Raw genomic sequence first — 15,268 nt, forward strand, 5'->3', positions numbered from 1 at the left:
CATATAAAAGGGAGCGAAACGCCATGGAACGCAGGAAATTTCTGATCGGCGCGGCGGCCGTCGGCGCCGGAGGGGCGCTGGCGGCGCCGGCGCTGGCGCAAGGCCGTCGCGAAATGATCGTGGTGTCGGCCTATCCAAGGGACTTTCCGGGCATCGGCATTTCGGTGCAGCGGCTGGTGAAGCGGATCGCGGATCTGTCGGAAGGCCGGATCGTCACCCAGTACTTCGCCGCGGGCGAACGCGTCGGCGCCTTCGACGTGCTGGACGAAGTCGCCTCCGGCAACAGCCAGGCCTACGTGGCCAGCGACTACTATTTCACCGGCAAGCACCCGGCCTACGTCTATTTCTCCACCGTGCCGTTCGGCATGACCGCGCCGGAGATGAACGCCTGGATCAAGCACGGCGGCGGACAGGCGTTGTGGGACGAGCTGGCCGGCCAGTTCGGCATCAAGGCCATCCTGTGCAGCAACACCGGCACGCAGGCCGGCGGCTGGTTCAACAAGGAGATCAACTCGCCGGACGACCTGCGCGGGCTGAAGATGCGGATCCCGGGCCTGGGCGGCGCGGTGATGTCCAAGCTCGGCGCCTCGACCGTGTCCCTGCCCGGCGGCGACATCTACCAGAGCCTCGTCTCCGGCACGATCGACGCCACCGAGTGGATCGGGCCTTATAACGACTACTTCATGAAGTTCCACGAGGCTGCGAAGTATTACTACACCGGCGGCATGCACGAGCCGGGCACCGCCGCCGGCCTCGGCATGAACGCCGCGTGGTACGGAGAGCTCAGCGACTGGGAGAAGATGATCATCGAGGCCGCCTGCTACGAGGAGAACGCGAATGCCTACGAGGAGCTGATCGCGCTGAACGGCGTCTACCTCGACCGGCTGGTGAAGGAGCATGGCGTCCAGGTCCGCACGTTCGACGACGCGCTCTGGGACGCGTTCGGCGAGGCCTCGGCGGAAGCCTTCGACGAGCTTCGCCAGCACTCCGACATCGCCGCGCGCATCGATGACAGCTACCAGGCGTTCCTGCGGCAGGCAGGCGGCATGATGAGCCGGTTCGAAGGCGCCTTCCTCAACCAGCGCAACCGCGTGCTGGGCGTCTAGACCCGATCCGCCCCGGCCGTCCGAGCGACGGCCGGGGCTCCGCTTCGGCGCAGGGCCGCGCCCATCCGCCAAACCTTGCTCGCGCAGCTGGGCACGGTGCGTTGCGCCTGGTCTCGCAGCGGCATCGCGATGGCTCTTCCGGTGGGAGCGACGCGGCGTCGGCCTCGCGGGTCGCCCCGGGGATCACGCCCCCCGCCGGTCCTGTGAAGTCGATCCGGTCAGCCGCGTTTTTTCGGACGTTTCGTCGCCGATGCCCCCCTGCAAGACCAAATACGCGATCAAGGCGCTGATGTTCCTCGCCGACGCGCAGGCGCGCGAGGCGGAGGCGCTTCGGATCGAGGATGTCGCCGCGCGCTCAGGCGCGACGAAGCGGTTTCTCGAGCGTATCCTGCTCGACCTGAAGCGGGCCGGCCTGATCGACGGCCGGCCCCGTTGCCCTGCCTCCCGCGCCGCGCCTATCGGCGCTGCGAGGCTGCACGGACCGGACCGCCTGCCGGATGCGCGCGGTCTTCGGCGGGTTCTATGCGGCTCATATCCTGAGGATGGAGTCGCTCACGCGCGCCGACCTGCAGTGGCCGCTGGACGTGTCGAAATCCAGGATCCGGCAACCCCGCCGGATCGACACGCCCCAGTCCGCCAGCAGTCCGCCGACCAGTTCCCGCATGCGGGCAGGCGCTCAGAGCGCTCAGCGGATGACGTGCCTCGCAGCGTTTCCCGGTCCAGGGCGAGGTTGGCGACGATCTTCCTCAGCCGCCCGTTCCCGTCCTCGAGCGCCTTCAGCCGCCGCATCTCGTCAGGCAGCAGCCCCGCATGCTTCGCGCGCCCGTTGAAGCAGGTCGCCTGGCTGATCCCCGCCTTGCGGAATACCTCCGCCACCGGCAGGCCGTCCTCGCCCGGCTTCAACGCGAACGCCGGTCTCGCGCGTCCGAAAACCTCGACGCCTTCATGGTCTCCGCTCCTCTCCCGGCCAGGAAAATCGTAGCGGGAAACTCCAGCTATCCGAGATCCGGTTCTCGGGGGGCGGAGCACTTGAGATCGGTAGTCGGCGGATGGTTTCAGGGCACGCGCGGCGTCAGGTTCCCGAGCGAGGCGTGCGGCCGGACGGGGGAACGGGGCAGGCTGGACTCTGCGGGCCGGTCATGGGCGAGCCCCTGATGCGATTGCATCTTCAGGCCCGTTCGCAAGACAGGGTTCGCGACGATCATCGAGCGAAATCGTTTAGATCGGATTATGCCTTGAAGCGCGGCAGCCGGGGCGGATCGACGTCCCCGGTCGCGTTGACGACGCCGGCCCCGTGGAAGAATTTGTTTCCCTCACCATGCGCTGCGAGGCGGGAGCCGTTGGATTGTTCCGGAATCGGCCTGCAGGACGGGCCGTTGACGACGCATTTCGGCGACCCTCGATCCAGCGGCGGAGGGCCGCGAGGGTCCAGGCGCCTGCGCCGTCGGATCTCCCCGGATTTCCGGCGCGCGGGCGATGTCGCCTCCAGTTCCCCGCCTCGGGCCGCGGCAGCACGGATCAGGGCGCGCGGACCTCCTTGGGCGGGGGCAGGTTTTCTGCGCGTCGGCCTCCCTGTCCCGGAAGCGATCTCACCGGAGCGTAGCGTCGGCTCGTTTCCACGATGATCTTCCGCGCTATATCCTCAAGGGTCGGGAAAAGGACGCAGGTTCTGCGCACAGCATTGATCATCGGCGCGTCAGGCGGCATCGGCCGCGCCATCAGCTCCAGGCTGTCGGAGCGGGGCGTCGCCGTGACCGGCCTGTCTCGCAGCGCCGACGCGCTGGACGTCACCGACGCCGCCTCCGTCGATCAGGTCATGTCGCGACAGAACGGACCCTATGATCTGATCCTGATCGCGACCGGCATCCTGGCGCCTGCAGGCGGCGAACCGGAGAAATCGCTCGACCGGATCGATGCCGCCGCAATGGCCGAGGTGATGGCGGCCAACGCCATCGGGCCCGCCCTGATCCTGCGTCACGTCCCCAGACTTCTGGCCCGCGATCAGCGGTCGGTGGTGGCCGTGCTGACGGCCCGCGTGGGATCGATCGGCGACAATTTCCTGGGCGGCTGGTACAGTTACCGCGCCTCGAAGGCGGCGGCCAACCAGATCGTCCGCAGCGCGTCGATCGAGATCGCGCGCACGCGCAGGCACGCCGTGGTGGTCGCGCTGCATCCTGGCACGGTGGAGACGTCGTTCACCGCCGGCTACCCCGATCACAGGAAAACGACGCCGGACGCCGCCGCGGAGAACCTCTTGCGGGTGATCGACGGGCTTGCGCCTGAAGACACCGGGCGGTTCCTCGACTGGGCCGGCGCCGAGGTTCCCTGGTGAACATCGTCCTCGCGCCTCGGGACCGCATCTTCACGCGGGAGGAGGCGGCTCAGGCGATCCGTGTCCGCCGCGAGTTCATGAAGATCTCACGGATCTTGCTGCGACCCGGAACCCCGGACCGCCCGGTCCGGGAACTCCCGGGCTTCGTCATGACGGCGTGCCGGAAGCGCCGCTGACGTCGGCGAGCGATATCAGGACGTTGCGCCCGATCACGCCGAGAGGTCGGGCTTCGTTGCGGAACCTGCGACGAGCCTCCATGTTTTCGCGGGCGTCGCATTCAATTTGCGAAAACCGAACCGGAGCGGATCCATGCGTCGCTTGCCCACAAGGCGCCAACCGGTTTGAGCGGAGGCGCCGCATGCGGACCCGGATCGCTTCAGGAGGGTCACGGCAGCCCAAAAGTCTCTTCGGAAACGGCGGCCTCGCCGGAATCGATCCTTCCGGAATATGTTGACTGAACCGTCCGAACGGAACGGCCGGGCGCCGCCAGGCCGTCACCCGTTCCGACGTGCCGGGGCAGGCATTCAGACGCATGCGCGAGGCTTGCATTCAGACGCTTGCGCGAGGCTTGATGGTGAAACCTCCACCAAACGGGAATATGAGCAGGAAGCGGCGAGGCAGGATATGAGGCCCGGGATGCGACACAGGATTTCGGCGCGCATGAGACGATCGGCGCCTGACGCCGCAGGATGCGCGCGGCGCTTCGTGACGGCGACGCTGGCGCTCTCGCTGCTCGGGATCGGCCTGTCGGCGTCGGCGCGGGCGCAGACGGTCCCTGACGCCTCGGACGCCGCGACCGCGCCCGCCGATCGCGCGCCCCTGCTGGTGCAGGCGGTGGCGGCCAAGGTCCGCGTCGGCCGCCAGACCGTCTCGCTGACCGGCGAAATCGAGGCGCGCAACACGCTCGACGCGTCGTTCCCCGCCGCCGGCCGTATCGACGAGGTTCTGGTCGAGGAAGGCGAACATGTCCGCAAAGGGCAGGAGCTGGCGCGCACCGAGAGCGTGTCGCAGAAGCAGATCCTGCGGTCGCGCGATGCGGCGCTGACCACCGCCGAGGCCAACCTCGCCCAGGCCCGCAGCGAATTCGAACGCCAGGACGCGCTGCTCGAACGCGGCGCCGCCACCCGCGTCACCCGCGACGAGGCCGAGGACGCCATGCTGGGCGCCGAAGCCAGCGTCGCCGAGGCGCAGGCCGCCCGCGATCTCGCCCGGAAGGACCTGACCGACACCGTGCTGCTGGCGCCCGAGGACGCGCTGGTCACCGCGCGCAACGCCGAGGTCGGCCAGGTCGTCGGGGCCGCGGAGACGGTGATCGAACTGGCCATCGGCGCCGAGTACGACGCGGTGATCGACGTGCCCGAAGTGCTGCTGACCGTGGAGCGCGCGGCGCCGCCGGTGCACCTGAAGCTGCTCGACGTCGACGCCCCGGCCTTCATGGGCGAACCCCGCGAGATCTCGCCGCTGGTCGATCCCGAGCGGGGCACGGTCGAGGTCAAGATCCGCGTGATCGACCCGCCGGCGCAGATCGCCATCGGCGCGTCGGTGCGCGCCACGGTCGGTTTCGAAGAGCCGCCCGTGGTTTCGCTCCCGTTCTCGGCGCTGATCGCGACCGCCGAAGGTCCGGCGGTGTGGGTGGTCGATACCGATCCCGGCGCAGATGCCGGCGTCGTCTCGCTGCGTCAGGTCGCGCTTCTGCGCCATGAGACCGGGCGGGTGCTGATCGCCTCCGGCCTGGAGGACGGCGAGACGGTCGTCTCGCTCGGCGTCCAGCTGATCCATGAGGGGGCGCGGGTGCGCCTGACCTTCGCCGACACGGAAGGGACGATCGAATGATGCGCGGCGCCCTCATCCCGCTCGGCCTCATCCTCCTGCTCGCGGGATGCGACGAGGAGGCCGCCGCGCCGCCGCCGAAGCCCCGCCCGGTGGTGTCGGAGAACGTGACGTCCGTCACTGAATTCGGCCGCACCTTCCTCGGCGAGGTCAGCGCGCGCAAGGAGGTCGATCTCGCCTTCCCGGTCAGCGGCACGCTCGCCGAACGTCCGGTGGACGCCGGCGCGCTGGTCGAGGCGGGGGAGCTGCTCGCCCGCCTCGACCCCACCGATTTCGAAACCAACCTCCGCTTCGCCGAGGCCTCCCTGGTCGTGGCCGAGGCCAGGCTGCGCACCACCGGCAACGCTCTGGAGCGCACGCGCATCCTGCTCAGGCGCAACGTCGCCTCGACCCAGGACCTGGAGCAGGCGGAGCAGGCGGTCGCCGCGGCCCAGGCCTCGGTCGATCAGGCCGACGCCGAGCGGGTGGACGCGCGCGAAAACCTGGACAACGCCGCGATGAAGGCCCCTCAGGCCGGCGTGATCAGCGCCGTCCATCAGGAACCGGGAGCGGAGCTGACCGCGGGCGAGCCGGTGCTGCGCCTGTCGGGCACCGAGGCGCGCGAGGTGCTGATCGACGTCACCAACGATCAGCGAAAGGATTTCGCCGTCGGCTCCGAATTCGTGCTGGTGCTGGACGCCAACCGCGCGGTCAGCGCGCGCGGCGTGCTGACGTCCATCGACCCGGTCGCCGACAGCACGACCCGCACCCGCCGGGTTCACCTGCGGATCGTCGATCCCACCGTCGGCTTCCGGCTGGGCGCGCTGGTGCGCGTCACCGCCGCCAGCGAGGGCGCGTCCAGCGTCTCCGTCCCCGAAACCGCCTTGCGCGACGATGGCTCGGTCTGGCTGGTCGACCGACCGTCGGGGGCCGTGCGGTCCGTGCCCGTAACCGCCGGCGAGACCTTCGCCGGGCGCGTGCTGATCACCGACGGACTGGCCGTGGGCGACGAGATCGTGGTGAAGGGCGTTCATTTGCTCAAGGATGGTCAGGTGGTCGGAAAGCAGGTGGCGAGATGAAGAACTTCAATCTCTCCGAATGGGCGCTGGGTCACCGGTCCTTCCTTTGGTTCCTGATCGGGGTGTCGATGATCGCCGGCGCCATGGCCTACATGTCCATGGGGCGCGAGGAAGACCCCAATTTCGCGATCAAGACCATGGTGGTGACAGCCTCCATGCCCGGCGCCACCGTCGACGAGACCGTCAAGCAGGTCACCGACCGGATCGAGCGCAAGCTCGCCGATCTGAGCGAGCTGGACTACACCCGCTCGATCACCGTGCCGGGCCGGACGGTGGTCTACGTCTATCTGCTCGACACCGTGAAGGCCGAAGCGCTGCCCGGGGTCTGGCAGAAGGTGCGCAACTACATGTCGGACATCCGGGGCGATTTCCCGGATGAATTCGCCGGATTCGGCTTCAACGACAGCTTCGGCGACGTCTACGGCAACATCTACGCCCTGACCTCCGACGGCTTCTCCCCGCGGGAACTCCGCGACTACGCCGAAAACATTCGCCGCGGCATCCAGGGGCTGGAGGATTCCGGCAAGGTCGACATCTACGGCGTCCGCGACGAGGTGATCTATCTGGAGTTCAACACCGCCCGGCTCGCGGCGCTGGGGCTCGACCAGCAGGCGGTGCAGGACACGCTGGCCGCGCAGAACGCCATCGTCCCTTCGGGCGCCATCGATTCCGGGGCGGAGCGGGTGAGCGTGCGGGTCGGCGGGCAGTTCTCGGGCATCGAGAGCCTGCAGGACGTGAACCTGCGCGTCGGCGACCGCTTCTTCCGCCTGTCCGACGTGGCCGAGATCAGCCGCGGCTACGTCGATCCGCCGAGCGAGCTGTTCCGGGTCAACGGCCAGGAGGCCATCGGCATCTCCGTCGGCCAGCGCGATGGCGCCAACATCCTGGAATTCGGCGCGGAGCTGGAGGCGCTGATCCGGTCCTACGAGGCCGAGCTGCCGATCGGGGTGGAGATCCACAAGGTCGCCGATCAGCCGGTGGTGGTCGAGGAATCCGTCGACCATTTCGTGCGCGCGCTGATCGAAGCCGTGGTCATCGTGCTGGTCGTGAGCTTCATCAGCCTCGGCGTGCGGGCGGGGCTGGTGGTCTCGATGACCATCCCGCTGGTGCTGGCGATGACCTTCGTGTGCCTGTCCTATTACGGCATCACCTTGCAGCGCATTTCGCTCGGCGCGCTGATCATCGCGCTGGGGCTTCTGGTCGACGACGCGATGATCGCCATCGAGACCATGATCTCCCGGCTCGAAAAGGGCGAGAGCCTGACCAGGGCCGCGTCCTACGCCTGGACCTCCATCGCCTTCCCGATGCTGACCGGCACGCTGGTGACGGTGGTGGGGTTCATTCCGATCGGGCTCAACTCCTCGTCGGCGGGTGAGTTCACCTTCTCGCTCTTCGTGGTGATCGCGGTGTCGCTGGTGCTCAGCTGGATCGTGGCGGTGCTGTTCGCGCCGCTGCTGGGCGTGACCTTCCTGCCCGCGAAGATGAAGCACAACGACGGCGGCCCGGGCCTGATGCGCCGCGCCTTCCATGTGCTGCTGCGCGCGGCGATGCGCTTCCGCTGGATCACCATCGCGGCGACGCTGCTGCTGTTCGGCGCGTCGCTCTACGGCATGCGTTTCGTGGAAAGCCAGTTCTTCCCCGCTTCGGACCGGGTGGAGCTGGTGGTCGACATGACCCTGCCGCAGAACGCCTCGATCACCGCCACCGAGGCCGAGATCGACCGGATGGAGCAGGCGCTGGTCGGCCGCGAAGAGGTCGTCTCCTGGTCGTCCTATGTCGGCCGCGGCGCCCCGCGCTTCATCCTCTCGTTCGAGGCGCTGACCCCCAACGCCAATATCGGCCAGATCATCATCGTCACCCCGTCGATCGAGGCGCGCGACGCCCTGCGCAAGGATCTGGAGCGGATCGCGGCCGATGAGTTCCCGGGCGTCGACGTCTATGTGAAGCTGCTCGACGTCGGGCCGCCGGTGGGGCGTCCGGTGCAGTATCGCCTCTCGGGCCCCGATCCCGACGCGGTGCGCGACCGGGCCCGCGACTTCGCCGCCCTGATGGCGAGCGACCCGCAGCTCGGATCGGTGGTGCTCGACTGGAACGAGACCTCGCGCCTGGTGCGGGTGGAGATCCTGCAGGACAAGGCGCGGGAGCTGGGCGTCACGCCGCGGGCCATCGCCTCGGGGCTCAACGCCATCTTCGACGGCCAGGTCGTGACCCAGCTTCGCGACGACATCTACCTGGTCGACATCCTCGGGCGGGGGGACCGCCAGTCGCGCCAGTCGATCGAGGCGCTGACCGGCCTCCAGCTCTCGGTCTCGGGGGGCAAGGTGATCCCGCTGAGCAGCCTCGCCACCTTCGACTACGGCGTCGAGCTGCCCCAGATCAGCCAGCGCAACCGGGTGCCCACCGTGACCCTGAAGGCCGCGGTGGTCGGCTCGGCCCAGCCGGCGACCATCGTCGGCGATCTGGCGCCGCGCGTGGCGGATTTCACCGCGCGCCTGCCCGTGGGCTACAAGGTGGAGATCGCCGGCAGCGTCGAATCCAGCGCCAAGTCCCAGGGGCCCATCGCCGACGTGGTGCCGTTGATGCTGCTGTGCATGGTCACGCTGGCCATGATCCAGATGCAGAGCTTCCGGCTGACCTTCGTGGTGCTGTGCGCGGGGCCTCTGGGCATGATCGGGGTGGTGGCGGCGCTGCTTCTGTCGGGCGCGCCGCTGGGCTTCGTCGCCATTCTGGGCATCCTGGCGCTGCTGGGCATCCTGATCCGCAACTCCATCATCCTGGTGCATGAGATCGAGGAGCTGCGCCATGCCGGCCTGACCCGCTGGCAGGCGGTGTTCGAGGGCGCCGACAGCCGCTGCCGCCCGATCCTGCTGACCGCCGCCGCGGCGAGCCTGGCGCTGATCCCGATCTCGAGCCAGGTGTTCTGGGGCCCGATGGCCTTCGCCATGATCGGGGGCATCATCGTGGGCACGCTGGTGACGCTGGTCTTCGTGCCGGCGCTTTATCTGGCGGTGTTCCGGGTCGACCGGAATGCGGACGCGACGCCCCGGCGCGAGGCGCAAGCGCGCCACGCCGGATAGGGACGGGGCAGGCCCGATCCTGGCGAGGGCGGGCCTGCCGCGGGGCGAGCGCCTGCGCATGGGCGTCCTCCGCGGACATTGTCGGACCACGACACCTGAATGTGAAAGACTCCTAGGAGGATCAGCCGCAAGATGTAGGCGCAAGAATCCGGGCATTTGTCAGGAGACAGTCCGACAAGCGACCCAGCCGGCACGCCCCCTCGACCGGAACACCGGCGAGACCACCAAAAACTCCCGGGAGGAGACCACATGACCCGCTTCGCACGCTCGAGAACCGTATCCGCGCTGCTCGCCGCAGCCGCGGGCCTGGCCCTGGCCGCCCCGGCCGGGGCGCAGGATTTCCAGTGGCCGCGCCTGCTGGTGGTCGGCACGCCGGGCACATCCTCGGGCAGCTTCGCCTCGACCAACGGCTGGGCGCCGGTGCTGCAGCAGGAGACCGGCACCACCGTGCGCGTGGTGCCCGAAGACAACGAGCCGATGCGCTATCGCCGCCTGACCGACCGGCAGGACATCGCCATCTCCTCGGTCTCCGCCGCCGAAATGCGCTTCCAGATCCAGGGCATCGGCGGCTACGCCTCGGCCAAGCCTGCGGCGCAGCGGGTGCTGTGGCATCACAACGACACGCCCTGGGGCTTCGTCACCGCCGGCGATTCCGACATCAAGACCATGGACGACATCAAGAAAGGCGGCGTGCGGGTGACCGAGGGCATGTTCTCGCCCCCCATGTCGCTCACCGCGACCAAGGCCCTGCCCGCCTTCCTGGGCATGACGCCCGAGGAAGCCGCCGAGAAGATCACCTTCGTGCCCGCGTCGAGCTACGCCGAGAACTGCCGTTCGGTGGTCGAGGGCAAGTCGGACGTGGCCTATTGCGCGCCGATCAGCTCGGTCCTGTCGGAGATGGAGGGAGCGCCCGGCTCGATCCGCTGGCTGCCGATGCCGCTCGATGCCAAGGACGCCTGGGCCCGCTATCTCGAATTCCGCCCGATGCTGGTGCCCACCAAGATCAGCCTCGGCGTCTCGACCGCGCAGGGGATCGACGGCGTGACCTCGAACTTCCTCTACGCCGTGCCGGCCGAGACGGACGCCGACTTCGCCTACAACATGGCCAAGTGGTTCCACGAGTCCTTCGGCGCCTACAAGGGCTCGCATTCGCTGGCCGCGCGGATGTCGCTGGAACTGTTCCGCGGCTATCTCGACCGCTCGCCGCTGCCGGTGCACGAGGGCACGGTGAAATATCTGCGCGAGATCGGCCAGTGGACCGACGCGGACGACGAATGGAACGACGCGGCGATCAAGAAGATGGACGCCTGGATCGCCGGCCGTCAGGCCGCGATGAAAGAGGCGAACGAAAAGGGGATGCGCGCGGACTTCCAGGACCCGGAATTCATCGCGCTGATCGAGAAGCACACCGAGGGGCTGGAAGGCTTCCGCTCGCGTCTCTGATCGTCTGATCGCGGGCCGCGCACCCGGCGGGGCGGCTTCGGCCGTCCCGCCCCACCTTCCGCGCGTGCGCGTGCGCGCCCCGCGACGATGCGCTCGGCCGCGCCGCCGGTTCCGCCACCGGCGACGCGCGAGGCGACCCTCGCCTGCGTCCTCCCCTCCTTTCACCGGGCTCCCGCCATGACCGACACTTCCGCAAGCTCCCCGACGCAGCCGCCTCCGTCGCCGGAGGATCACCTGCCCCCGACCGAGATCACCCGCCTGGGCGCCATGTATTCGCCCACCAGCCTGCTGTTCGTGGCGCTCTGCCTCAGCGGCCTGGGGGCGGGGCTCGCCTATGTGTTCGGCATCCCCATCGGCGGCAAACGGATGCTGGAGGGGGAATACTACTGGGTCTTCATCGGCCTCTTCACCGCCGCGGCCTTCGTGGCCCTGCCCGCCGCGCCCAGCCAGCGCAAGCTGCCGATCTACGACATGGTCTTCGCCGCCCTCGCGCTCGGCATCAGCCTGTGGTTCGCGACCCATGCCTGGGACATCCTGCAGATGGGCTGGACCAACGTGCCGGCCGGGGTGGTCATGTGGCTGCTGATGCTGGAGATCTCGCGCCGCTCGGGCGGGATCCCGTTCCTGCTGGTGGTGCTGATCCTGGGAACCTACCCGCTGGTGGCCGACCATTTCCCCGGCCTGCTGATGGGCATCCCCTACGAATTCGACCGCATGATCGAGGCGCATGTCTTCCGCGCCGAAGGCATGATGGGCATCACCACCAAGATCGTGGCCGAGATCATCCTCGGTTTCCTGGTCTTCGCCGGCGTGCTGCTGGCGACGGGGGCGGGAAATTTCTTCATCGACCTCGCCAATGCGGGCTTCGGAAGGTTCCGGGGGGGGCCGGCCAAGGTGTCCATCGTGGCGTCGGGGTTCTTCGGGTCGCTGTCGGGGTCGATCTTCTCCAACATCGCGGGCACGGGGTCGATCACCATCCCCACCATGAAGAAGGCGGGCTACCCGGCCCACTACGCCGCCGCCATCGAGGCCTGCGCCTCCACCGGCGGCGTGGTGATGCCGCCGGTGATGGGGGCCATCGCCTTCGTGATGGCGATCACCATCGGGGTCGACTACGCCACGGTGATGATCGCGGCGATCGTGCCGTCGCTGCTGTTCTACTTCGGCCTGATGCTGCAGGTCGACGCCTATGCGGCGCGCACCGGGATCAAGGGGGTGAACGACGGAAGCGCGCCCTCCACCCGCTCGGTGCTGATCCGGGGCTGGCCCTATCTGTCGGTGCTGATCTTCCTGATCTGGGGCCTGCTCTACATGCGGTGGGAATATTACGCGCCGTGGTACGCCTGCGTGCTGATGATCGCGCTGTCGTTCCTCAACCGCGACACGATGATGACCCCGCGGCGTCTGTTCGAGACGCTGCGCCAGGTCGGCGTGCTCGTCACCCAGACCGCGGCGATCATCCTGCCGATCGCCTTCGTGGTCTCGGCGCTGACCATCACCGGGGTGACCGGGGCGCTGACCTCCGGCCTGGTGGCGATGGGCGGGGGCAACATCTACCTGATCATCTTCTTCGGGGTGCTGGCCTGCTTCGTGATGGGCATGGCCGGGCTCGCCATCGTCGCCTACATCTTCCTCGCGGTGACCTTGGCGCCGGCGATCATCGAGATCGGCGGGCTCAACACCATCGCGGTGCACTTCTTCATCATCTACTACGCCATGCTGTCGGTGATCACGCCCCCCGTGGGCACCGCGGCGTTCCTGGCGGCGACCATCGCCGGGGCCAAGCCGATGAAGACCACGTTCACCGCGATGCGCCTCGGCGTGGTGATCTACTTCGTGCCGCTGTTCTTCCTGTTCCAGCCGGCGCTGGTGCTGCAGGGGGATCTGACTCCGCTGATCTGGGTGATGCCTTCGATCATCGTGGGCATCGTCGCGCTGTCGGGCGGGCTCGAGGGCTGGCTGCTCGGCGCGGGGCGCGTGCGTCCGGTGCTGCGCGCGCCGCTGGGAGCGGCGGGCTTCGCGTTCTGCTTCCCGGGCCTGACCACGACGCTGGTGGGCGGCGCGGTGACGGCGCTGCTGGCCTTCATCATCTGGCGCGACAACCGGCCGGCGCGCGCGGCGCTGGCCTGATGCCGAGCGGGCGGGCGTCCACGGCGCCCGCCTGCTCCTTCTGGAGCGTATCGATCCGGCGGGCCTGCCGGGCGCTGACGCTTTGCCCGTCGACCGATCGCTGACGCCCGCGCCGGCCGGCGCGGCTGGGGCGGCTGGCCTGAAAAAGCGGATCCACAAGATCCGCGAGCGCGAGACGCGCATGCGCTACGGCTATCGCCGCGCGCGCGTGCCGTTTCTGAGCGAGATCCGGAACGCAAACCGCAGGAAGGCGCACAGGACCTGCAATGCGTCAGGCCTTCAACTGCGCGACAGGTCGACCAGCGCGGCAGGCTCGTCTTCCGCGACCCGGATCCGCGGGCCTGTCGGCGCGAGGTGATCCGGACGTCCCGCGGCCGGGCAAGCCGGCGACAACACCTTCATGTTCCGGCGGGCGGTTCCGGGGGCGGTTCCGGGCGGAGCGCCTGAACCCGCGCGGCCTCGCCAGCCTTGCGGACGCCCGGAAACGTCGAACCCAGGCGGTCCTGGGTTCGGGTTCGGATCGATCGAAGACATCGAGAACGAAGCCGGCATGGCGACGCCCGCTGCGAGTTGGGACGCGCTCGGCCGGACGACGCCGCCCTGCGGACGCAGTTGCGGGACCTGGCCGCGCCCCGCGTCGGCGGTTCGTCTGCCGGCGCCTGCACGTCCTGCTGCGCCAGGAGGGCCCTGCCCTGGCCCGCAGACCCAGCACCTCTGCCGCGAGGAGGGTCTGGCGGTGCGGCGACGCATCCCACCGCCGGCGGCTCGGGCGGCGCGGAGGCCGAACCCCGCGCCGGAGGGGCCGAACAGCCGCTGGACGGTCGATGTCGTGCACGACCCGCTCGCCGCCGGTCGGCGGTTCCGAGGGGGCGACGTCATCGACGACGTGACCAGGCGATGCCTTGCGGCGGTCGCCGACACCTCGCTCTCGGGCAAGCGCGCGCGCCGCGGGGTCGAGACGCTGATCGCCCGGCGCGGCATCGCCCCCGGCAAGCCAACCGCCCCCCTTCGCCGAGCGCTTCCTGGGCCGGATGCGCGACGCGCGCCTCAACGCGCGCTTGCTCTTCTCGGTGCGCCCCATCCGCATCGTGATCTCCGGCGGGGTCCACGCCGCCGCCGCTCGCCCGCATTCCTCGCTGGGCGACCCTCGCACCTGCAGCCTTCGCCGCCACGTGGCGCCCGCAACGGGCCTCGACGCTGCGCCACCTCCAAAGCTCCGCGCCGATGCCCAAGGCTCACGGCGCCCGCGCGCGCAATGCTCACCTCACGATCGCAGCCCCCGCTGACTCAGCGACAAGGGGCAGGCCAATGCCCATGAAGCTCCCTTCCGCTCAGGGGTTGGAGCCTCCGGAAAAACCGGCGCGGTTCATGAAGCCCTATGGCAATCTTGGCAAAGCGGCTTCGCCAGAGTCGGCGGCGGATATCGCCTGCGATCCCCTTGCGCCCCGGATTTCGAGCCGCTAAACCCGCCGGCGGAGCGGTGGCCGAGTGGTCGAAGGCACACCCCTGCTAAGGGTGCAGACGGGAAACCGTCTCGAGGGTTCGAATCCCTTCCGCTCTGCCACGCCTTCGGCATTAGGTGTTATTTTTCAATCGTTTGAAAATTTGGGCAAGACGGCGCCCCACAAAGAGCCACAAATTTCCTTCGGTTGCTAAATGGAGCGCGAACGAAAGTTCCGTCGATCCAGTTCTCGTATATCGAGGGTGGACGATGCAGCGAGCCGGGATCGCTTCGTCGCCGGCCTATGGAATCGTTCCTGTTCCTGCGCCACCGAAGGGCCAGCGCTGCTCAGAGGCGGATTTTATCTGATGCCGACATTCGAGGCGAAAATTGCAACGCTCACGCCAAGGTTTCGAATCTTGTGATGATCGTCCTCGGGGTCAGCCAATCAGTGGACCAGATCCTCGACGAACTCCGACACCGGCTCGACCCCGCTTACCAGCAGGCGATCCCTCGCGCGCGTGCAGGCGACGTAGAGCAAGTGGCGCTCGGTCTCGTAGATCTCTTTCAACTCGGCTTCGGTCGCCGCGGTCTCGAGTCGCGCCGCCAGTGGAACCACGTCCTCGTCGCAGGCCAGGACCGCCACGGCGCGGAACTCGAGCCCCTTGGCGAGATGCATCGTGCAGATGGAGACGAAGCCCGGCTCCGGCGCGGCGCCTCCCGCCGGCGAACGCCAGCGCAGCCCCGCGACTTCGCATGCCATCTGCGCCCGCGCGGATTGCTCGACCGTGCGGACGGCCAGGCCGATCTCGTCGGGCGAGATCCCCTCGGCGCGCCTCGCCTCGATCCAG

General features: G+C 68.7%; 8 protein-coding genes, 1 tRNA gene and 2 pseudogenes. 9 read left to right on the top strand and 2 right to left on the bottom strand.

Going from position 1 to position 15,268, the window contains the following annotated elements; translation table 11 throughout:
* The first annotated feature begins 23 nt into the window (after positions 1-23).
* Positions 24-1,106, top strand: a complete 1,083-nt coding sequence (locus tag ACTB72_RS06510; RefSeq protein WP_463036175.1) for a TRAP transporter substrate-binding protein — start codon at positions 24-26, stop codon at positions 1,104-1,106.
* Between the two features lie 289 nt (positions 1,107-1,395).
* Positions 1,396-1,467, top strand: a pseudogene (locus tag ACTB72_RS06515) (hypothetical protein); the annotation flags it as partial.
* A gap of 341 nt (positions 1,468-1,808) precedes the next feature.
* Here ACTB72_RS06515 and ACTB72_RS06520 read toward each other — a convergent pair.
* A pseudogene (locus ACTB72_RS06520) lies at positions 1,809-2,053 on the bottom strand (transposase); the annotation flags it as partial.
* Between the two features lie 722 nt (positions 2,054-2,775).
* Between ACTB72_RS06520 and ACTB72_RS06525 the strand changes: the two are divergent.
* The 7 genes from ACTB72_RS06525 to ACTB72_RS06555 all read left to right on the top strand — a co-directional run bounded on the left by ACTB72_RS06525 (position 2,776) and on the right by ACTB72_RS06555 (position 14,540).
* Positions 2,776-3,438 carry an SDR family NAD(P)-dependent oxidoreductase gene (locus ACTB72_RS06525; protein WP_463036182.1) on the top strand — a complete coding sequence of 221 codons (663 nt, stop codon included), beginning with the start codon at positions 2,776-2,778 and terminating at the stop codon, positions 3,436-3,438.
* A gap of 660 nt (positions 3,439-4,098) precedes the next feature.
* On the top strand, positions 4,099-5,271 hold the full coding sequence (locus tag ACTB72_RS06530; protein WP_463036176.1) for an efflux RND transporter periplasmic adaptor subunit: 1,173 nt from the start codon (positions 4,099-4,101) through the stop codon (positions 5,269-5,271).
* A complete protein-coding gene (locus ACTB72_RS06535; RefSeq protein WP_463036177.1) occupies positions 5,271-6,326 on the top strand; it encodes an efflux RND transporter periplasmic adaptor subunit in 1,056 nt (351 codons plus the stop codon). Before ACTB72_RS06530 ends, ACTB72_RS06535 begins: the two co-directional genes overlap by 1 nt.
* Complete coding sequence (locus ACTB72_RS06540) at positions 6,323-9,403, top strand: efflux RND transporter permease subunit (protein ID WP_463036178.1); 3,081 nt, start codon at positions 6,323-6,325, stop codon at positions 9,401-9,403. The genes ACTB72_RS06535 and ACTB72_RS06540 overlap by 4 nt, the downstream gene beginning before the upstream one ends.
* 249 nt (positions 9,404-9,652) lie before the next feature.
* On the top strand, positions 9,653-10,846 hold the full coding sequence (locus tag ACTB72_RS06545) for a TAXI family TRAP transporter solute-binding subunit (protein WP_463036179.1): 1,194 nt from the start codon (positions 9,653-9,655) through the stop codon (positions 10,844-10,846).
* 177 nt (positions 10,847-11,023) lie between these two features.
* Positions 11,024-12,976: a TRAP transporter permease gene (locus tag ACTB72_RS06550; RefSeq protein WP_463036180.1), complete on the top strand. Its 1,953-nt coding sequence runs from the start codon at positions 11,024-11,026 to the stop codon at positions 12,974-12,976.
* A 1,474-nt stretch (positions 12,977-14,450) separates the two neighbouring features.
* Positions 14,451-14,540, top strand: a tRNA-Ser gene (locus tag ACTB72_RS06555).
* Between the two features lie 325 nt (positions 14,541-14,865).
* Here the strand turns inward: ACTB72_RS06555 and ACTB72_RS06560 are convergent.
* The coding region (locus ACTB72_RS06560) for a 3'-5' exonuclease (protein WP_463036181.1) at positions 14,866-15,268 on the bottom strand (403 nt) is incomplete at its 5' end.

Source organism: Albimonas sp., from assembly GCF_055129145.1.